This is a genomic window from Streptomyces sp. NBC_00045 (genome assembly GCF_045041095.1).
GTDB lineage: Bacteria > Actinomycetota > Actinomycetes > Streptomycetales > Streptomycetaceae > Streptomyces.
This window is the reverse complement of record NZ_CP108271.1, coordinates 1,524,211-1,543,370: the sequence shown is the minus strand read 5'-3', so window position 1 is coordinate 1,543,370 and position 19,160 is coordinate 1,524,211. Positions and strand designations below refer to the sequence as shown.

Sequence of the window (19,160 nt, the reverse complement as noted above, 5' to 3'; positions counted from 1 at the left end):
GAAAGCCGGGGAATGGCACTTCCCGAGATGATCAGCGGCTCGTAGATTCAGAGCCATGATGACGACACAGAACACCGCAGCACCGGACGCCACGACCAACCCCGTGCTCCGGGTGCCCCCCGCCACCCCGGCGGCGGCCGCTGCTTACTTCGCCGCGAGCCTCGCCTTCCACGCGGACGTGTCCGATGTCGCCGCCGCCTTCAAGGCCCACCGCGAACAGGGCGCCGAACTCGGCTTCCAGCTGATCGACTCCCGCTCCACCCCGGCCTGGGACCAGGCCCACGTGCCCGGCGCGATCCACCTGCCGACCGCGCTCATCCCAGAGCAGGCCGGGCAGCTCCTCGACAAGAGCTTGCCCGTCGTCACGTACTGCTGGGGCCCCGGCTGCAACGGAGGCACCCGCTCCGCCCTCGCCCTGGCCCAGCTCGGCTTCCAGGTCAAGGAGATGCTCGGCGGCATCGAGTACTGGATCCGCGAGGGCTTCGAGGTCGAGACCTGGCAGGGCAACCAGCAGCGCACCGAGGCGGACCCGCTGACCGCGCCCACCGACTCCGACGACTGCGGCTGCTGACGTTCCCGTTCCGCAGTTCGCTTTCAGCAGTTCCGGTTCAGCAGTTCCCGTTCCGCGCCGTAGCCCGTACGGGCCGCCCGCTCCGCAAGCAGCGGGCGGCCCGTACGCGTGCCGGCCCTGGATCAGAGCTTCGACAGCTCGTCCACCAGGTCGTCCAGACCCAGCGAACCCTGCGACAGCGCCGCCATGTGCCACGCCTTCAGGTCGAAGGAGTCTCCGTGTGCGGCACGGGCGTTGTCCCGGCCGAGCAGCCAGGCCCGCTCGCCCAGCTTGTAGCCGATCGCCTGTCCCGGCATCGACAGGTAGCGGGTCACCTCGCTCTCGACGAAGTCCGCCGGCCGCCCGCTGTGCAGCCCGAAGAACTCCTGTGCCAGGTCCACCGTCCAGCGCTCGCCCGGGTGGAACGGCGAGTCCGCCGGGATCTCCAGGCCCAGGTGCATGCCGATGTCCACGATGACCCGCGCGGCGCGCATCATCTGGCAGTCCAGGTAGCCCAGGCGCTGCTCGGCGTCCTTGAGGTAGCCCAGCTCGTCCATCAGGCGCTCCGCGTACAGCGCCCAGCCCTCGCAGTTGGCGCTGACCCAGCCGACGGTGGACTGGTAGCGCGAGAGCTGGTCCGCGACGTGCGTCCACTGCGCGAGCTGGAGGTGGTGGCCGGGAACGCCCTCGTGGTACCAGGTGGAGACCAGGTCGTACACCGGGAAGCGGGTCTGGCCCATCGTCGGCAGCCAGGTGCGCCCCGGACGGGAGAAGTCCTCCGAGGGGTTCGTGTAGTAGGGGGCCGCCGCCCCGCCCGGCGGAGCGATCATGGACTCCACCCGCTTCACGCGCTCGGCGAGCTCGAAGTGCGTGCCGTCGAGGTTCTCGATGGCCTCGTCCATGAGGCCCTGGAGCCAGGCCCGGACCTCGTCCACGCCCTCGATGTGGGTGCCGTGCTCGTCGAGGTGCTTCAGTGCCTCCCAAGGACCCGCGCCCGGCAGGATCTTGGCCGCCTCGGCCTTCATCTCGGCGAGCAGTCGGTGGTACTCCGACCAGCCGTAGGCGTAGGCCTCGTCCAGGTCGAGGTCCGTGCCGTTGAAGTACCGCGACCAGCGGGCGTAGCGCTCGCGGCCCACCGGGTCCGGCGCGCCGGCGACGGCGGGCGCGTACACGTCGCGCATCCAGTCGCGGAGCTCGGTGAGGGCCGCGGTCGCACCGGCGGCTGCCTCCTCCAGCTCGGAGCGCAGCGACTCCGGGCCGTGGGACACGAAAGCGCCGAAGAAGCCCTCGCCGCCGCTGTCGCCTTCGCCGTCCTCGCCCACCCAGGTGGCGAGCTGGCCGATGAAGGTGGCGGTGGCGCGCGGGCCCCCGTACAGGCCGCGGTCCAGGCCGAGTTCGAGGCTCTCGCGGTAGCCGGCCAGCGAGGCGGGGACCGCGCGCAGCCGCTCGGCGATCGCGGCCCACTCCTCGTCCGTGTCGGCCGGGGTCAGGGTGAAGACCTCGCGGACGGAGTGCGCGGGCGAGTGGATGTTGCTGACGGCGCGCAGGTCCTCGTCCGCCTCGTACACGGCGAGTTCGGCCGTGAGGCGCTCGCGCAGCAGGCGGGCGCAGCGGCGCTCGACGTCACTGTCCGCGCCGGGCAACCGCTCGGCGGCATCGAGGCGGGCGAGGGTGGAGCGGGACAGGTCGGCTGCGGCCGCACGGCCGGCCGGGGAGAAGTCCGGGAGCCGACTGGAGCTCGCGGCGACACCGAGGTAGGTGCCCGTGATCGGATCGATGGCGATGAGGTCGTCGACGTATGCGTCGGCGACCTGGCGGGGCAGCCGGGAAGCGCTGTCGCTGCGAAGGGTCTCTGACATGCGGCCATCTTCGTACGGCGGACGGCCCCGCGTCATCAGCGTTCGCTGTCAGCCTCCTGACGTGCACCGAAGCAGCGGACCGGACCTGCGCTCGCGCACCGTCAACAGGAGTCGGCCGGGGGTGAGTTCACGCCGACCGGCCGGATCCCGCTGCGCCGGGCCTCAGCGCCCGTGGTTGCGCTGCCCGTACGGCTGCTCCGCCCGCGGTAGCTCGTACGGGACCCGGGAGACGACCGGCGTGGCGTCCAGCCGGGCCGTGATCACCAGGGTGCCCTCCTCGATCTGGTAGTCGAGGGGCAGGCCCAGTCCCCGCATGGCCGCGACCATGCCGGTGTTGGAGGCCTGGGTGACGGCGTAGACGCTGTCGCAGCCGGCCTCGACGGCCATCGCGATCAGGCGGCCCAGGAGTTCGGTGCCGATCCCGCGGCGCTGCCAGTCGTCCTCGATCAGGAGCGCGACCTCGGTCTCGTCCCCGTCCCACAGCAGGTGGCCGAGGGCGACGAGCCTGCCGGACGCGGTGGTTGCGGCGAGGGTGCGGCCGAACCGGGGGCTCAGCAGATGGGCGAGGTAGCGGTCGGCGTCGGCGACGGGCCCGTGGTAGCGCAGGCCGAGGGTGCGCTCGGAGCAGCGGTCGTGCATCGCGCGGGCGGCGGCGAGGTCGGAGCCGTCGGCACGGCGCACGGTGATCTCTTTGCCCTCGGGCAGCGTCAGCACGTCCTGGCTGCGCGGAACGCGCGGCCCGAGACGGGCGTCGAGCTCGACGAGGGCGCGGGCCCGGGCGAACTCGGTCGGGGTGAAGGGCAGGTAGGGGCGCTCCACGGTGATGGCTCCGCCCGACGGGTCGCGCAGGCGCATCACGGTCGCCTCCAGGACGCCCTCGACCGGGGCGTCGGCGCCCGCGTTGGGGCGGCCGGAGAGGGTGGTGGCCGGGATCGAGTGGATGGTGCAGCGGCCGAGCAGCTGGCGCAGCGCGAGGGGCAGCTCGGCGGCGTCCAGGGCGGTGCGGGTGGCGAGGCCCAGGACGCGGGTCGGGGTGTCGACCAGGTCGTGCGCGTCGGCGCGCTCGACCCAGGTGCTGTGGCCGCCGGCCCCGGCGACGGCGCGGGTGAGGTCGGCGGAGGGCAGCCGCTGCGGGGAGCGCAGCAGGAACTCGTCGACGGTGCCGCCCTCGGGGAGCGGGTGGGTCTGCAGGGTGAGGATGTCCACGTCGTGGTGGGCGAGCGCGGTGCAGATCGCGGCGAGGCTGCCGGGCTCGTCCCGTACGGTCGTCCGCATCCGCCACAGGGAGGTGGTGGCGGCGGTCGCCGTCTCCGACGCGTTCTGCGTCGTGGGCTCGGCCGCCGGGGCCGCACCGCGCGGGGTCGGATCGGACGGCGCTGTCCTCAGGGGCGGCGCATGGCTGTGGCGCCGTGCCCACCAGGTGTGGAACGCCGCCGTGACCAGGAGTGCCACGGCGGAGGCGACGAGCAGGATCGGGCCCTCGGGGCCGTGCGCGACGAGATTGGCGATGCCGTCGGCGACCGCGACGGCGCAGAACAGGGCGGCCAGTTCGACGACGTCGCGGCGCCAGTGGTGGCGGTGGGAGCGCTGGGCGGGGGTGTGGTTGCGTTCAGTCATGCATGCCACTGTGACGCAGGGGTGTTGCGTGATCACGAACGGTCTGTGACCGACTGGTTAAGTATCCGTCTGGCCGGTTTAGGCCGGTTTGGCCCGGTTTCGCGGCCGGTTCGCGAATCAGCTCTCCCTATTGGCCCACACGTCCCGGCTGTAGCGAGGTGGCGAAGAGTACGCCGCCTCCCTGGCGCCGCAAGCGGACGGTGAGCTCACCGCCTTCGCCGTCGATCTCGACCTCCCCGTAGTACGGAGGGTTCTCGGACGGCGACATGTTCGCGAGCGGAGCCGACTGAACGTACACGGTCTCGGGTCCGAAGGTGGCGTCGAGCTTCCCGGCCGGGAACCCGCCCGCGCCCACCGGACCGGAGACGAACTCCCAGAAAGGTGCGAAGTCGGCGAACGCGGCCCGCTCGGGGGCGTAGTGGTTCGCGGCCGTGTAGTGGACGTCGGCGGTGAGCCACAGCGTGCCCGTGATGCGCTGGTGCTTGATGTGGCGCAGGAGTTCGGCGATCTGGAGCTCGCGGCCCAGCGGGGCGCCCGGGTCGCCCTGCGCGACGGCCTCGAAGTTCGCGGTCCCGTCAGGCACGACGATGCCCAGCGGCATGTCGGCGGCGATGACCTTCCAGGTGGCCCGCGAGCGGGACAGTTCCCGCTTGAGCCAGGCCAGCTGCTCCGGGCCGAGGATGCCGACGGGGTCCACGCTCTGGCGGCCGGGGGAGTTGGCGTCGCGGTAGGTGCGCATGTCGAGGACGAAGACGTCGAGCAGCGGCCCGTACCGCATCACCCGGTACATCCGGCCCTCCGCGCGACCGCCCCGGAGGTCGGTGACGGGGAAGTACTCGCCGAAGGCCTGGCGGGCGCGGCCGGCGAGGGTGTCGACGTCCCGCACGGTGTAGCGGGGGTCGTCGATCACCTGGCCGGGGTACCAGTTGTTGCGCACCTCGTGGTCGTCCCACTGGGCGAGGACCGGCACCTGGGCGTTGAACTCGCGCAGGTTGTGGTCGAGCAGGTTGTAGCGGAAGTTCCCGCGGAACTCGTCGAGCGTCTCGGCGACCTTCGCCTTCTCCGCGGTGGTGACGTTGCGCCAGATGCTGCCGTCGCGCAGGGGGACGGAGGCCTGGATCGGCCCGTCGGCGTAGATCGTGTCCCCGCTGAACAGGAAGAAGTCGGGGTCCAGCCGGCGCATCTCGTCGAAGACGCGGTAGCCGCCGAGGTCCGGGTTGATGCCCCAGCCCTGGCCCGCGAGGTCCCCCGACCACAGGAAGCGCACGTCGTGGCGGCGGGAGACGGGTGTGGTCCGGAAGGTTCCGCGGACGGGTTCTCCGGTGCGGCGCGGGTCGTCCGGGTCGGCCAGGACCACCCTGTAGTGGATCTGCTGCCCGGGCGGGAGGTCGCGCAGGGTGCTCGTGCCGGTGAAGTCGGTGGCGGGGCCGAGGAAGGGGCCGCCGTGCCGCCGGACGCCGTAGCGGAAGGATTCGCTCGGGGAGGTCTCGACGTACATCCGCGCCGGCCGGTCGGAGCGCGTCCAGACGGTGGCCGAGTGCGTGGTGATCTCACCGGACTGGGTGCCCCACGGCGCGCTCGGGCGCCCGGAGCGGGTGAACGCCGCAGCGGTGGCGGGTGAGGCGAACGCGGGCGCGGCGAGCGCGCCGGACAGGGCGAGGCCCACCGGAACGGCGAGTGAACCGCCGAGCAGGGACCGTCGGGAGTGCGGAATCGGTGCCATCGGAGCGTCTCCAGGGGCCGGCGGGGACGGGTCGGACCAGTGTGCCGCCGCACACCGGCCCGCCCGCGTCGCGCAACCGAACCGTGGATGAACAGCCGTCAGCCGCTCAGGCCGACTGGCCGGTTGTCGTGCGCACCGTGTCCAGAACCACGCGGGAGACCAGCGCGGGATCGTCGTTCATCGGGACGTGACCGCAGCCGCGGAGCCGGATCAGCCGGGCGTCGGGGACCGTGCGCTTGGCGCGGACGCCCTGGCGGGGCAGGAGTAGCCGGTCGCGCGATCCCCACGCGATGGTGACGGGCAGGCCGGGCACGTCCGAGGTGAACCGTACGGAGCGGCCCGCGGCCAGCGTCTCCTCGAAGCCGGTGGCCTCGCGCAGTGCGAGGGTCTCGGCGACCACGGCCTCCGGCGAGCGGCGGGCCGGGTGGGCGTAGATCGTGCCGGTGAGCGCGGCCCGGCCGGCGGCGCTGCGCGAGAGCCGCTCCAGCGTGGAGTGGGGCAAGGCGAGCGCGCCGACGCGCATCGCGCGCAGGGTGGCGAAGGCGTATCTGCGTTCGGCCTCGGTCCAGAACCCGGCGGGGGACAGCGCCGTGACCGAGCGGGCCAGGTCGCTCCGGCCCATCTCAAGGGCGAGGAGCCCGCCGAGGGAGTTGCCCACGACGTGCGGGCGCTCGACGCCGAGCGCCGCGCAGAGCGCGCCGAGCGCGGGGACGAAGCTGCCCAGGTCGTACGGGACCCCCTCGGGCAGCGGCGCCGAGGAGCCGAAGCCGGGCAGATCGACGGCGATCACGTCGTACTCGGCGGCCAGGATGTCGGTCACCGGGTGCCAGGCCTGGAGGTGGTGGCCGATGCCGTGCAACAGGAGCAGCGGGACGCCCGCGCCCTTGCGCTCGTAGGCGACGGTGGCGGTGCGGGGGCCCAGCGGCGATTCGATCGGGAAGGAGACCGTTGCGGTCATGCTGCTCCTCGTCGGGTGGACGCGTGTGAGACAGGCTGTCAGTAATGACTACCGTCATGATTACCGCCCGGTAGCCCGGTGGGACAAGCCTCCGGCGCGTGTCGGGGTGAGGGGTCGGGTGAGCGAGAACATCGTATGAACGGCTTGATACGTATGCCCGATCTGCCCGGTAAAGGGGTGAGGATTGGTCTTGACCAAGGGGGTGTGCCGCCCTATGGTCGGCAGGGATAGTGCAGGAACCTTTAATAAACAAAGGCGCGGAACTGCCGCTGGGACACGGCGATTGCAGCGATGGCAGGAGGAGTCAGGGTGGGGACCACGCAGCTCGAAACGGTGCCGGAGCCGAAGTACTGGCACCTGAAGACCGTCCTCAGCGAGGCGCTCGACCAGGACTTCGCGGTGGGCGAGGTCCTGCCGAACGAGCGTGAGCTCGCCGCCCGCTTCGGAGTCGCACGTGCGACCCTGCGCCAGGCCCTGGAACAGCTCGAACTCGAAGGCCGGCTGCAGCGCCGGCGCGGCGTCGGCACCACCGTCGCCCCGCCGCGGGTCGGCGTGGCCGTCGGCAGTACGGGGCACAGCTGGCCCGGAGAGAGCGCCGACGGCTGGGAGATCGTGGACGTGGCCGAAGCCTCCGTGGCGTCCGCCGCCGTCCTGAAGCTCCTCGGCGCCGCCGCCGACCAGCCCGTGCACACCGTGCGCCGGACCCGCGTCTCCCACGGCCAGGCCGTCGCCGCCGAATTGCTGTACGTGCCGGCCGCCTCCGTGCCCGGCCTCTCCGCCATCGACGCCCCGTCCGGACCGGCCCGCGCCCGGGCCGTGCTGCGCGAGCTCCAGCGGCTCGCCCTGGACGGCCAGGACCGCTCGGTGGAGCTCGGCTCGGCGCGTGCCGACGACGCCAAGGAACTGGACCGGCTGCCCGGCGCACCGGTCCTCGTGGTCACCACCCGCTACTTCACCGCCGCGGGAACGGCCGCCGTCTCGGTCGCCACGTACCGCGCGGACACCTGCCGTCTGACCTTCGGCGACTCGGGCGACGTGGAGATAAGCCACGAAGCCCGGGCAGCCTCCTGACCGCCTGACCTGACCTGCCGGCCACGGCCCGCCCCCGGACACCCCGGGGCGGGCCGTTCGCCATTGCGGGTCGCGGGTCGCGGGTCGCGGGTCGTGGGTCGCCGCGGGGCGGGGTCAGCGGCGGCGGGTGGTGACCGTCTTCTCCACCGCGAAGAGCTCTTCTTCCACGTGGTCCAGCGCCAGCCGCAGTGCTCCGGTGGCCACCGCGGCCTCGCCGAGCAGGGACTGTGCCACCCGCGGCGGGCGCAGGCAGTACCGCTCCAGCTCCCGGCGCAGGGGATCCAGGACCCCGTTCAGCCCGGCCGCCCATCCGCCGACCACCACCAGCTCCGGATCCATGGCCAGGACCAGCGCCGCCACGTCGTGCACCAGCCGCTGGATGAACCGCTCCACCGCGGCCACGGCCCGCTCGTCGCCACGCCGGGCCATCGCGAACACCTCGGCGACCGCCTGCTCGTCCAGCGGGTGCAGCGGCTCGCCGGTCGTGGACAGCAGCTTCTCGGGCGTGACGTCACGGCCCAACAGGTGCAGGGCGCCGATCTCGCCGGCCGCCCCGCCGAACCCGCGGTGCAGTCGGCCGCCGATCAGTGAACCCGCGCCGGGGCTGAGCCCCGCCATCACGAACACCACGTCGTCGGTGTCCTGGGCCGCGCCCTTCCAGTGCTCCGCGACCGCCGCCGCATTGGCGTCGTTCTCCACCCGCACCGGGCACCGGAACGAGCGGCGCAGCCGTTCGCCGAGCGGCAGCCCGGTCCAGCCCGGCAGGGCCGTCCCCAGGCGCACCGTGCCGTCCGCCTCCACGATCCCGGGGCTGCCGACACCGACCGCCCGCAGCGAGTCGCGCGGTACGCCGGCGCGTCGCAGCAGATCGGCCACCGCCGCCCGCACGCGCTCCAACCGCTCGTCGGCGGACGCCGTCTCGGCGACCTCCTTGGTACCGGCGCCGATCACCCGCCCGTCCAGCCCCGACAGCAGCACCGCAACCCGGTGCGAGCCGATCTCGATGCCGAGCAGGTGACCCGCCTCGGTCCGGAAGCGGTAGCGCCTGGCGGGCCGTCCCTGGCGCCGCGCACCCTCCTCGGCGCCGGCCTCGACGACGAGCCCGGTCCCGATCAGCCCCTCGACCACGCCTTCGACGGTCGGCCGGGACAGCCCGGTCACCCGGGTGAGGTCCGTGAGTGTCGGCGATTCGGCCGCCCGCAGTGCCCGCAGCACCACGGCCGAATTGATGCGCCGGAGCAGAGAGGGATCCCCGCCGGTCAGCTGCCCCAACGTGTGTCCTCCCAGCTAGCGAGCTTGTCTGCCGGATCGTACTGCGCCCCCGGGGCGGCGGCGAGAAGCAGCCCCCCATCGGCTGGAACCGGCTGCTCCCCTCAGGCCGGGGCGACGAACCCCGACTCGTACGCCGTGATCACGGCCTGCGTCCGGTCCCGCGCCCCCAGCTTGCCCAAAATCGCGCTCACGTGGGACTTCACCGTCTCGGTCCCGACGATCAGCTCGCGGGCGATCTCGACGTTCGTCAGCCCTCGCGACATCAGCCGCAGCACCGCCTCCTCCCGCTCGGTGAGCGCTGCCCGCTCCAGTGCCACCCGCGCCTGCCGGTTCCCGTACTCCGCGGCCAGCGCCCGCACGGCTGCCGGGAACAGCAGCGTCTCGCCCTCCGCCACCAGCCGCACCGCATGCACGATCTCGGAGGGGCGGGCCCGCTTCAGCAGGAACCCGTCCGCACCGGCGCGCAGCGCCTCGTACACGTACTCGTCGTTCTCGAAGGTGGTCACCACGAGGATCTTCGGCGGGGAGTCCACGGTCCGCAGGACGGCCCGCGTCGCCTCGATCCCGTCGAGCAGCGGCATCCGCACGTCCATGGCCACGACGTCCGGCCTCAGCTGACGGACGAGCGGCACGACGGAGGCCCCGTCGGCCGCCTCACCCACCACTTCGATGTCGGGCTGGGCCTCCAGAACGGCACGCAGGCCCGCGCGTACCAGGGGTTCGTCATCGACGAGCAGAACGGTAACCGGCATCCGATCAGCGTATTCGCTCCAGCGGAAGCCGTGCGCGCACTCTCCAACTGCCCTCGTGCGGACCGGTCTCGGCCTCCCCGCCGAGCAGCGCGGCCCGCTCCCGCATCCCGCGCAGCCCGCTCCCCTTGCCGGTGATGAGAACGGGCTGCTCCGGCAGCGGGTTCGTGACCTCCAGGTCCAGCCTGCCGACGGCCATCTCCACCCGGACCCGCACCGGGACGGGACCGCAGTGCCGCAGCACGTTCGTGAGCGCCTCCTGCAGGATCCGGTAACCCTCCCGGGTGACGGGTCCCGGCAACTGCTCCAGCGGTCCCGTCAGTTCCGCGTCCACGTCCGAGCCGGAAGCCCGGGCCGATTCCAGCAGCCGGTCGGCCTCCGCCAGCGTCGGCCGTTGCGAGGCCGGCTGCGCCGACTCCCGCAGGACGTGCAGGACCCGCTCCAGATCCTCCAGAGCCGCACGGCCCGTCTCCTCGATCGCGGACAATGCCCGCTCCGTGAACTCCGGGTTGCCCGCGGCCCGTGCAGCCCCCGCCTGCACCACCGCCACGGTCAGTGCGTGCCCGATCGAATCGTGCAGCTCGCGCGCGATGCGGGTGCGCTCCAGCAGCTGCTCGGTACGAGCCTCCAGCGCGCTGACGCGCTCCGCCGCCGAAGGTCCCAGCAGCCGCCGTGCGATCGCCGTGATCAGCTCGCCGAGCAACACGACGATGACGAACAGCAGGACCAACGGTACCGGGGCGAGCAGCGCGGCCGCCCAGCGCTCGGGAGTGAAAGGAAGTTCGACGTCCCCGTGGAGCGGATTCCCGAGCGCGTTCGCGACGAGCTGGACGCTGAACAACGGTAGCCACACCGTCGCGATCATGACGCCGAGTGACAGGATGAGTCGTATCTCCAGCCACAGCAGGGTCCGCCACCGGTCGCCCCACCGTACGGACTTGACCGTGCTGATACCGCTGTCGACCGAGTCGCCCGTGTGGGGGGCGAGGAGGAAGCGGGCCTGCAGCCCCTCGGCCAGCCGCATCCAGGGCATCAGCCCCATCGGGATGACGATCAGCAGGGGGACCCACGGAGCCTCGGGCTCTATGAACATCCAGACGGCCAGCATCAGGATGGGCACGCACAGGTGCACCCAGCGTGAGTACGTCACTGGCTGGAGCGGAGCACGGAGCAGTCGGTACATGCCCCCATCGTGACAGTGCGCACCTCGACCGCGTCTCCCCCACGTGGGGGAGATGGCACCCTCGCACGGGGGAGGGAAGGGGGTGGGGCCGGCGGCGAGTCTTGAGCCATGAACAGGATCGAGATCCGAGAACTGACCAAGGAATACGGCACGACCCGGGCCGTAGACCACCTCTCCTTCGACGTCCTTCCCGGGCGGGTCACCGGATTCCTCGGCCCCAACGGCGCCGGGAAGTCCACCACGATGCGCCTGTTGCTGGGCCTGGACCGGGCATCCGCCGGCACGGCGACCATCGGCGGCGGCAGCTACACGGAGTTCACCGACCCGCTCCACCGGGTCGGTGCCCTCCTGGACGCCCAGGCGGCTCACGGTGGACGCACCGCCCGGGACCACCTCCGCTTCCTCGCCGCCGGCAACCGCATCCCGATGCGCCGGGTGGAGGAGGTCCTGGAGCAGTCGGGGATAGCCTCGGCGGCCAAGCGACGGATCAAGACCTTTTCGCTCGGTATGCGTCAGCGTCTCGGCATAGCAGCCGCGTTGCTGGGTGACCCCGGTGTGCTGCTGCTGGACGAGCCGACCAACGGCCTCGACCCCGAGGGCATCATCTGGATCCGCGAGCTGATGCGGGGCCTCGCCGCCGAGGGCCGCACGGTCCTCGTCTCCAGCCACCTGATGTCCGAGACGGCGGCGCTGGCCGACCACCTGGTGGTGCTGGGGCAGGGGAAACTGCTGGCCGACACGTCGATGGAGGAATTCATCGATTCCCGCAGCACCCCGCGGGTGCGCCTTCGCACCTCTGACCCCATCCGGCTGCGTGCTGCCCTCGCCCGCGACGGCTTCGAGATGGCCGACGCACAAGACGGGCGATGGACCGTCGACGGCATACAGGCGGAGCAGATCGGAAGCATGGCCGCCCGCGAGGGCATCCCCGTGCTGGAACTCTCCGACGAGCGCGCCTCGCTGGAGCAGGCCTACCTCGACCTCACCGCCGGCCACGCCCAGTTCGCCGCCACCCCCTGACCACTGCCCTGCTCACTCCAGGAGGCTTCGCCATGAGCGCCGCTCTGCCCACCGTCCCCGTTCTGCACTCGGAATGGATCAAGATACGTTCCCTGCGGGGCACCTTCGGGGCCCTGATCGCCATCCTGGTCGCCACGGCCGGGATCCAGACGCTGACAGCCGCGCTGATAGGTGACGCCGAAGCCGGCAGCATGGGCGACGACCCCCTCTTCGCGGCCTACTACGGCCTCCTGTTCGGGCAGGTGGCGGCCATCGCCTTCGGCGCGAACGCGCTGTCCGCCGAATTCCACAACGGCGGCGTGCGGACGTCGCTGACCGCCGTGCCGAACCGCACCCGCTTCTACCTGTCGAAGATGGCCGCGGTGGGGGGCGCCGCCTTCCTGATGGGCCAGATCACCGGTCTCGTCACCTTCGTCGCGGGCCAGCAGTTCATGGGCCCGTACGCTCTGGAGCTGGGCGGCCCGGGCACCCTCCGCGCGATCTTCGGTAGCGGCCTCTACCTGATGCTCATGACCCTGTTCGCCGCCGGACTCACGGCGGTGCTGCGCAGCGCGACGGCCGTACTGAGCCTGCTCATACCGTTCGTGCTGATGGTGTCGTTCATCATCGGCGCGAAGGCCGCGGGCGTGGCCCAGTACCTGCCGGACCGCGCCGGGCAGCTGGTGATGCACCAGGAGATGACCGGAGACCTGGGGCCCTGGACCGGGCTCGGGGTGATGGCGCTGTGGACGGCGGCTGCCCTGATCGGCGGATGGCTGGCGGTGCGCCGGCGGGACGCGTGACGCAGGGCCAGTTGTCAGTGGTCGGCGGGATACTGACGGCATGACCACGGCAGAGCATCTCGACACGATCGACCGGCTCCGGACGCGTGACTTCCCCGACGTCCGGGGCAGGTCCGAAGTGGGCACCAGCGGGCCCGGCTACCACCTCGCCGAGCTGGGCGGCAGCCGGTGGTACGGGGACGAGGACGCGGCCGACCGTGTGGCGCACGAGGACCAGGTGTCCGCCGAGTTCGAGGCCCTGGTCCAACGGCTGGAGGAGCGGTGGGGGAAGCCCGACCGGTTCACGCTCGACAGCCTGCGGCTGCGGACGGAGTCCGGCGAGGTGCCGCAGCCGTGGCAGGAGATCGGCGACACCAGCGACCACCTGCACCTCTGGCGGGCCGAGGACCGCTGGGTCGCCGTCTACGAAGCCCAGTGGGGGACCGACCACTCACCGCAGCTCATGGTCGCGGTGACCGTGATCGACCCGCCCTAGGACTCAGAGGGCTCGGGAGTCGCCCCGGCGGCCGTGCGGAGGCGGGCGTACTCCTGGGCCATGGACTCGGCGGTCCAGTGGGCGTTCAGGCCGCTGGGGTTGGGGAGCACCCAGATGCGGGTGGAACCGATGGTCCGGTCCTGGGAGCCGATCTGGGCCTTTCGCTCGCCGAAGGCCGTGCGGTAGGCGGTGACCCCGACGACCGCCAGCCATTGCGGGCGCAGCAGCTCCACCTTGGCGGTGAGGATGCGGCCGCCCTCGCGGAACTCCTCGGCGCTCAGCTCGTCCGCCCGGGCCGTGGCGCGGGCGACGACGTTGGTGATGCCGAGCCGGTAGGTCAGCAGCTCCTCCTGCTCCGCGGGATCCAGGCGGCGCGGGGTGAAGCCGGACAGGTGCAGCACCGGCCAGAAGCGATTGCCGGGGCGGGCGAAGTGATGGCCCGTCGCGGCGGAGAGGAGACCAGGGTTGATCCCGCAGAACAGCACACGCAGACCGCCCGCGACCACGTCCGGGAGGACGCGGTCACGGGCGGCGCTCAGCTCTTCGGGGGTCAGAGGATCGACCCCGGCGTGTATCCGGCGGCCTCCGGGTGCTGCTTGGCGATCGCCTCGATACGGGAGACCACCGCGGCGACCTGGTCACCGGCTGCGCCCGTGAAGGACAGCTTGTCGGCCATCAGGGCGTCGAGCTGGGCCCGGTCCAGCGGCATCCGCTCGTCGGCGGCCAGCTTGTCGAGCAGCTCGTTGCGCTCGGCGCCCTGCTCGCGCATGGCGAGCGCGGAGGCCACCGCGTGCTCCTTGATGACCTCGTGGGCCGCCTCGCGGCCGACACCCGCGCGCACCGCGCCCATCAGGACCTTGGTGGTCGCCAGGAACGGCAGGTAGCGGTCCAGCTCGCGGGCCACGACCGCAGGGAAGGCGCCGAACTCGTCGAGGACCGTCAGGAAGGTTTCCAGCAGGCCGTCGAACGCGAAGAACGCGTCGGGCAGCGCCACGCGGCGGACCACGGAGCAGGAGACGTCGCCCTCGTTCCACTGGTCGCCTGCCAGCTCGCCGGTCATCGAGGCGTAGCCGCGCAGGATGACCATCAGGCCGTTGACGCGCTCGCAGGAGCGGGTGTTCATCTTGTGCGGCATCGCGGAGGAGCCGACCTGGCCGGGCTTGAAGCCTTCGGTGACCAGCTCGTGGCCGGCCATCAGGCGGATCGTCTTCGCGATCGACGAGGGGGCCGCGGCCAGCTGCACCAGGGCGGTGACCACGTCGTAGTCGAGCGAGCGCGGGTAGACCTGGCCGACGGAGGTGAAGGCCTGGGCGAAGCCGAGGTGGGCGGCGATGCGCTGCTCCAGGTCGGCCAGCTTGGCGGCGTCGCCGCCCAGCAGGTCGAGCATGTCCTGGGCGGTGCCCACCGGGCCCTTGATGCCGCGCAGCGGGTAGCGGCCCAGCAGGTCCTCCAGGCGGTCGTAGGCGACCAGCAGCTCGTCGGCTGCGGTGGCGAAGCGCTTGCCCAGGGTGGTGGCCTGCGCGGCCACGTTGTGGGAGCGGCCGGCCATGACGAGCTCGGCGTGCTCGCCGGCCAGCTTGCCGAGCCGGGCGAGGACGGCGACCGTACGGTCGCGGGCCAGCTCCAGCGAGAGCCGGATCTGGAGCTGCTCGACGTTCTCGGTGAGGTCGCGGGAGGTCATGCCCTTGTGGACGTGCTCGTGGCCGGCGAGGGCGTTGAACTCCTCGATGCGGGCCTTCACGTCGTGCCGGGTGACCTTCTCGCGCTCCGCGATGGAGGCGAGGTCGACCGTCTCCAGGACGCGCTCGTAGTCGGCGAGGGCGGCGTCCGGGACGTCGATGCCGAGGTCCTTCTGGGCGCGGAGCACGGCGAGCCACAGCCGCCGCTCCAGCGTCACCTTGTACTCGGGGGACCACAGGACGGCGAGCTCCGCGGAGGCGTAGCGGCCGGCCAGGACATTGGGGATGCGGGGCTTGGCAGTCACGTGTAGGGATTCTACTTGTGCCGCCGCTGTGCGTTTACGCAGGTAGGGACCCCACCCTGGATTGTGTCTTGCTACGAGTGACGCTCGCCCGCGGCGGCCTCGTACGGCAGCAGCTCCGGGCGCTTGGCCGGACGGCCGTCCCCGGAGGAGCGGCCCGTCAACCGGCGGCCGACCCACGGCAGCAGGTGCTGCCGGGCGAAGCTCAGGTCCTGCGAGCGGCGCGCGGCCCAGCCGGGCGGTATCGCGGGCGGGAGCTCGGTTCGCCAGTCCTGTTCGGGCGGCAGGCCCAGCGTCTGCCAGACCGCCTCCGCCACGCGGCGGTGGCCCTCGGCCGTCAGGTGCAGCCGGTCCACGTCCCACATGCGGGGGTCGGCGAGGGCGGCGGCCCCGTACAGGTCGACCACCAGCGCCCCGTGCCGGGCGGCGAGCTCCTCGATGATGACGAAGAGCTCCTCCATGCGCGGACGGAAGCGGTCCATCACCGGCCCGTTGCGGCCCGGAGAGCGCATCAGCACCAGCGTCTTGCAGGTGGGTGCCAGCAGCCCCACGGCCTCCTCCAGGTGCCCGCGCACCCGATCCATGTCGACCTTCGGGCGTAGCGCGTCGTTCAGGCCGCCGACCAGCGTCACCACGTCAGCGCCCATCGACGCCGCGACCGGGGCCTGGTCCGTGGCGATCTGCCCGATCAGCTTTCCGCGGACCGCGAGGTTCGCGTAGCGGAAGTCGGGCTCGCGCGCCGCGAGGCGGGCGGCCAGCAGGTCGGCCCAGCCCCGGTAGGAACCGTCGGGCAGCAGGTCGGACATGCCTTCGGTGAAGGAGTCGCCGACCGCGACGAAACTGGTGTAAGGCGCATTCATCTCCATGGCGGAGCGATGCTACCGCGCAGTACCCCGACCGCGTAGGGCCGGGGCACCACTGCGGTGGCGGCGGCGTCAGGCGGAGGCCGGCCGGCCGAACAGCTCGCGCAGCACGTCCTCCATCGTGACCAGGCCCGTCATCGCCCCGCCCGAGCCGAGTACCGCCGCCAGGTGCGTCCGGCTGCGCCGCATCGCGGTCAGCACGTCGTCCAGCGGGGTCTCCGCTCGTACCTGCGCGATCGGGCGCAGCGCGGACACCGGGAACGACTCGTCCCGCTCCGGCCCGTCCGCGTCGAGGGCGTCCTTGACGTGCAGGTACCCGAGGATCCCGGCCTGCGCGTCGATCACCGGGAAGCGGGAGTACCCGGATGAGGCGGACAGCTGTTCCAGGCCCGTCGGCGTGATGCCGTCCCGGGCCACGACGACCCGGTCCAGCGGCAGCACCACATCGGTGACCGGCCGCCGGCCCAGTTCCAGGGCGTCGTACAGCCGCTCGCTCGCCCGGCCGTCGATCAGTCCCGCCTCGCTGGAGTCCTTGACGATCCGCGCCAGCTCGTCGTCGGTGAAGGTCGCCGCGACCTCGTCCTTGACGTCCACCCGCAGCAGTCGCAGCAGGAGGTTGGCGAAGGCGTTGACCGCGAAGATCACCGGCTTCAGCGCCCGGGTCAGGGTGACGAGCGGCGGACCGAGCAGCAGTGCGGTGCGCACGGGCTCGGACAGCGCCACGTTCTTCGGCAGCATCTCGCCGAAGAGCATGTGCAGGTACGTCGCCAGTGCCAGGGCGATCACGAACGAGATCGCGTGCGTCAGCCCCGACGGCACGCCCACGAGGTCGAACAGCGGGGTCAGCAGGTGGGCGATGGCCGGCTCGGCCACCACACCCAGGACCAGGGTGCACAGCGTGATGCCCAGCTGGGCCGCCGCCATCAGCGCCGACACGTGTTCCAGCGCCCATAGCACCGCGCGCGCCCGCCGGTCGCCCCGCTCGGCGTGCGGTTCGATCTGGCTGCGCCGCACCGAGATCAGCGCGAACTCGGCGCCGACGAAGAAGGCGTTGACGACCAGGGTCGCCAGGCCGATCAGCAGTTGGAGCACCGTCATCGGGCTGCCTCCCCACCCTTGTCTTGCGGCGGCTCGACCGGCGCGTGCAGCAGCACCCGTGCGGCCCGTCGCCCGCTCGCGTCCACGACGTCGAGCCGCCAGCCGCCCAGCTCCATGCTGTCGCCGACGGCCGGGATCCGGCCCAGCTCCGTCGCTATCAGGCCGGCGAGGGTCTCGTATGGGCCGTCCGGCACGCGCAGTCCGATCCGCTCCAGCTGGTCGGTGCGCGCGGCTCCGTCGGCGGAGTAGAGGCGGCGCCCGGAGGCGTCCGTACCGGCCGGGGCCAGGTCCGCGGTCTCGTGCGGGTCGTGCTCGTCGCGCACCTCGCCGACGACCTCCTCGACGATGTCCTCCAGGGTCACGACGCCGGCCGTGCCCCCGTACTCGTCGATCACCACGGCCATCGTCCGGCGGCCCGACAGCAGGTCCAGCAGCCGGTCCACGGTCAGCGACTCCGGTACGAGGAGCGGTTCGCGCAGCAGCTGGGAGACGGGGCGGCGGTGCCGTTCCCCGGCGGGCAGGGCGACCACGTCCTTGATGTGGACGGTACCGACGACGGTGTCGAGGCTGCCCCGGTAGACCGGGAAGCGCGACAGGCCGGTCGCGAGCGTCGCGTTCGCCACGTCCTCGGCGGTGGTCTGCACGTCGAGGGCGGTGACCTGGACGCGCGGGGTCATGACGTTCTCCGCGGTCAGGTCGGCCAGGTTGAGGGTCCGTACGAACAGCTCGGCGGTGTCCTTCTCCAGCGCGCCCGCCTTGGCGGAGTGCCGGGCGAGCGCCACCAGCTCCTGCGGAGTGCGGGCGGAAGCGAGCTCCTCGGCGGGTTCCATGCCGAAGCGGCGGACCAGGTGGTTCGCCGTGCTGTTCAGATGGCTGATGAACGGCCGGAACGCGCGACTGAAGACCCGTTGCATGGTGGCCACCCGCTTGGCGATGGCCAGTGGGGACGAGATCGCCCAGTTCTTGGGCACCAGCTCGCCGACGACCATCAGGACGAGGGTCGACAGCACGGTGCCCAGGACCAGGGCGACGGAGGAGGCGGCGCCGGCCGACAGCCCCACGGCCTCGAAGGGACCTTGCAGGAGGGCGGCGATCGAGGGCTTGGAGATCATGCCGATGACCAGGCCGGTCACGGTGATGCCGAGCTGGGCGCCGGACAGCTGGAACGTCAGGCTCCGGACGGCCGTCAAGGCGCTCTCGGCGCCGGGCTCGCCGCGCTCGACGGCCTGTTCGAGCTCGCTGCGCTCGACGGTGGTCAGGGAGAACTCGGCCGCGACGAAGACTCCGCAGGCAAGGCAGAGCAGCAGCGCTACGAGGAGCAGGAGCACTTCGGTCATCGGTCGGTCACCTCCGTCCCATGATCAGCCAGGAGGAGGGGTATTGCGCGATGTCGGGTACCGGGGGGCTCGCCCATGGGCGGACGCTCACACCTTTCGTTCGGGTCGGTCGACTGCTGTCCACCATGGTAAAGGAAAGGCAAAGGGGAGGGCTCATGCTTTTGGCGGAGCGCACCCGGATGATGGGATCCGGCCATGAGTGATCTTCATGTCGGTCCCGCGTCGGTCGCCGATCTCCCCTCCGTGCTCGACTTCTGGAAGACCGCCGCCGAGGGAACGAGTATCAGTGACGACCTCGCCGGGGTCGAGCAGCTCCACGCCCGCGATCCGCGCGCCCTGCTGCTCGCCCGCCGGGGCGGCGAACTCGTCGGCACCGTGATCGCCGGCTTCGACGGCTGGCGCTGCCACCTGTACCGGCTCGCGGTACACCCGGCGCACCGCCGGCAGGGCATCGGATCGGCGCTGCTGGCCGCCGCGGAGGAACGGTTCCGCGAGCTCGGCGGACGCCGCGCCGACGCGATGGTGCTGGACCGCAACGAGGGGGCGCACGGGGCGTGGGACGCGGCGGGGTACCACCCCGAGGACCACTGGACGCGCTGGGTCAAGCCGCTCGACGCCTGAG

18 protein-coding genes are annotated in these 19,160 nt (G+C 72.1%); 6 read left to right on the top strand and 12 right to left on the bottom strand.

The window, feature by feature from the left end:
* The first annotated feature begins 55 nt into the window (after positions 1–55).
* Complete coding sequence (locus tag OHA65_RS07290; protein ID WP_327282311.1) at positions 56–571, top strand: rhodanese-like domain-containing protein; 516 nt, start codon at positions 56–58, stop codon at positions 569–571.
* Positions 572–693: 122 nt separating this feature from the next.
* Here OHA65_RS07290 and OHA65_RS07285 read toward each other — a convergent pair whose 3' ends face one another.
* The 4 genes from OHA65_RS07285 to OHA65_RS07270 form a co-directional block, all read right to left on the bottom strand.
* The gene (locus OHA65_RS07285) at positions 694–2,409 is read right to left on the bottom strand and encodes a DUF885 domain-containing protein (protein ID WP_327282310.1); all 1,716 of its coding nucleotides are present in this window, start codon (positions 2,407–2,409) and stop codon (positions 694–696) included.
* A gap of 162 nt (positions 2,410–2,571) precedes the next feature.
* The gene (locus OHA65_RS07280; RefSeq protein ID WP_327282309.1) at positions 2,572–4,026 is read right to left on the bottom strand and encodes a GNAT family N-acetyltransferase; all 1,455 of its coding nucleotides are present in this window, start codon (positions 4,024–4,026) and stop codon (positions 2,572–2,574) included.
* Between the two features lie 127 nt (positions 4,027–4,153).
* Positions 4,154–5,749, bottom strand: coding sequence for an alkaline phosphatase (locus OHA65_RS07275; RefSeq protein WP_371646200.1), 1,596 nt, complete (start codon positions 5,747–5,749; stop codon positions 4,154–4,156).
* Positions 5,750–5,855: 106 nt separating this feature from the next.
* Positions 5,856–6,707, bottom strand: coding sequence for an alpha/beta fold hydrolase (locus tag OHA65_RS07270; protein WP_327282307.1), 852 nt, complete (start codon positions 6,705–6,707; stop codon positions 5,856–5,858).
* 309 nt (positions 6,708–7,016) lie between these two features.
* Between OHA65_RS07270 and OHA65_RS07265 the strand changes: the two genes are divergently transcribed.
* Positions 7,017–7,778, top strand: a complete 762-nt coding sequence (locus OHA65_RS07265) for a GntR family transcriptional regulator (protein WP_327282306.1) — start codon at positions 7,017–7,019, stop codon at positions 7,776–7,778.
* 114 nt (positions 7,779–7,892) lie between these two features.
* Here OHA65_RS07265 and OHA65_RS07260 read toward each other — a convergent pair whose 3' ends face one another.
* The 3 genes from OHA65_RS07260 to OHA65_RS07250 all read right to left on the bottom strand — a co-directional run bounded on the left by OHA65_RS07260 (position 7,893) and on the right by OHA65_RS07250 (position 10,982).
* Positions 7,893–9,050 (bottom strand): ROK family transcriptional regulator, encoded by a 1,158-nt coding sequence (locus OHA65_RS07260; protein ID WP_327282305.1) that lies wholly within the window; start codon positions 9,048–9,050, stop codon positions 7,893–7,895.
* A 101-nt stretch (positions 9,051–9,151) separates the two neighbouring features.
* On the bottom strand, positions 9,152–9,802 hold the full coding sequence (locus tag OHA65_RS07255) for a response regulator transcription factor (protein ID WP_327282304.1): 651 nt from the start codon (positions 9,800–9,802) through the stop codon (positions 9,152–9,154).
* A 4-nt stretch (positions 9,803–9,806) separates the two neighbouring features.
* Positions 9,807–10,982 carry a histidine kinase gene (locus OHA65_RS07250; RefSeq protein ID WP_327282303.1) on the bottom strand — a complete coding sequence of 392 codons (1,176 nt, stop codon included), beginning with the start codon at positions 10,980–10,982 and terminating at the stop codon, positions 9,807–9,809.
* A 108-nt stretch (positions 10,983–11,090) separates the two neighbouring features.
* Between OHA65_RS07250 and OHA65_RS07245 the strand changes: the two genes are divergently transcribed.
* Genes OHA65_RS07245 through OHA65_RS07235 form a run of 3 tightly spaced genes read left to right on the top strand, consistent with a single transcriptional unit; the run spans position 11,091 to position 13,259 of the window.
* Complete coding sequence (locus OHA65_RS07245; RefSeq protein WP_327282302.1) at positions 11,091–12,002, top strand: ABC transporter ATP-binding protein; 912 nt, start codon at positions 11,091–11,093, stop codon at positions 12,000–12,002.
* A gap of 32 nt (positions 12,003–12,034) precedes the next feature.
* Positions 12,035–12,784 carry an ABC transporter permease subunit gene (locus OHA65_RS07240; RefSeq protein ID WP_327282301.1) on the top strand — a complete coding sequence of 250 codons (750 nt, stop codon included), beginning with the start codon at positions 12,035–12,037 and terminating at the stop codon, positions 12,782–12,784.
* 40 nt (positions 12,785–12,824) lie between these two features.
* A complete protein-coding gene (locus tag OHA65_RS07235; protein ID WP_329312954.1) occupies positions 12,825–13,259 on the top strand; it encodes a hypothetical protein in 435 nt (144 codons plus the stop codon).
* Here OHA65_RS07235 and mug read toward each other — a convergent pair.
* The 5 genes from mug to OHA65_RS07210 form a co-directional block, all read right to left on the bottom strand.
* On the bottom strand, positions 13,256–13,813 hold the full coding sequence (mug, locus tag OHA65_RS07230; protein WP_327286025.1) for a G/U mismatch-specific DNA glycosylase: 558 nt from the start codon (positions 13,811–13,813) through the stop codon (positions 13,256–13,258). The two genes, OHA65_RS07235 and mug, sit on opposite strands and share 4 nt — an antisense overlap.
* A complete protein-coding gene (gene purB, locus OHA65_RS07225) occupies positions 13,810–15,243 on the bottom strand; it encodes an adenylosuccinate lyase (RefSeq protein ID WP_030300188.1) in 1,434 nt (477 codons plus the stop codon). Before purB ends, mug begins: the two co-directional genes overlap by 4 nt.
* A gap of 71 nt (positions 15,244–15,314) precedes the next feature.
* Positions 15,315–16,106 carry an SGNH/GDSL hydrolase family protein gene (locus OHA65_RS07220; RefSeq protein ID WP_329312952.1) on the bottom strand — a complete coding sequence of 264 codons (792 nt, stop codon included), beginning with the start codon at positions 16,104–16,106 and terminating at the stop codon, positions 15,315–15,317.
* A 69-nt stretch (positions 16,107–16,175) separates the two neighbouring features.
* Entirely contained in the window at positions 16,176–17,201 is a 1,026-nt protein-coding gene (locus tag OHA65_RS07215) for a hemolysin family protein (RefSeq protein ID WP_327282276.1), read from the bottom strand.
* A complete protein-coding gene (locus OHA65_RS07210; protein WP_327282275.1) occupies positions 17,198–18,538 on the bottom strand; it encodes a hemolysin family protein in 1,341 nt (446 codons plus the stop codon). The genes OHA65_RS07215 and OHA65_RS07210 overlap by 4 nt, the downstream gene beginning before the upstream one ends.
* A 195-nt stretch (positions 18,539–18,733) precedes the next feature.
* Between OHA65_RS07210 and OHA65_RS07205 the strand changes: the two genes are divergently transcribed.
* Entirely contained in the window at positions 18,734–19,159 is a 426-nt protein-coding gene (locus OHA65_RS07205) for a GNAT family N-acetyltransferase (protein WP_327282274.1), read from the top strand.
* The last annotated feature ends 1 nt before the right edge of the window (position 19,160 follow it).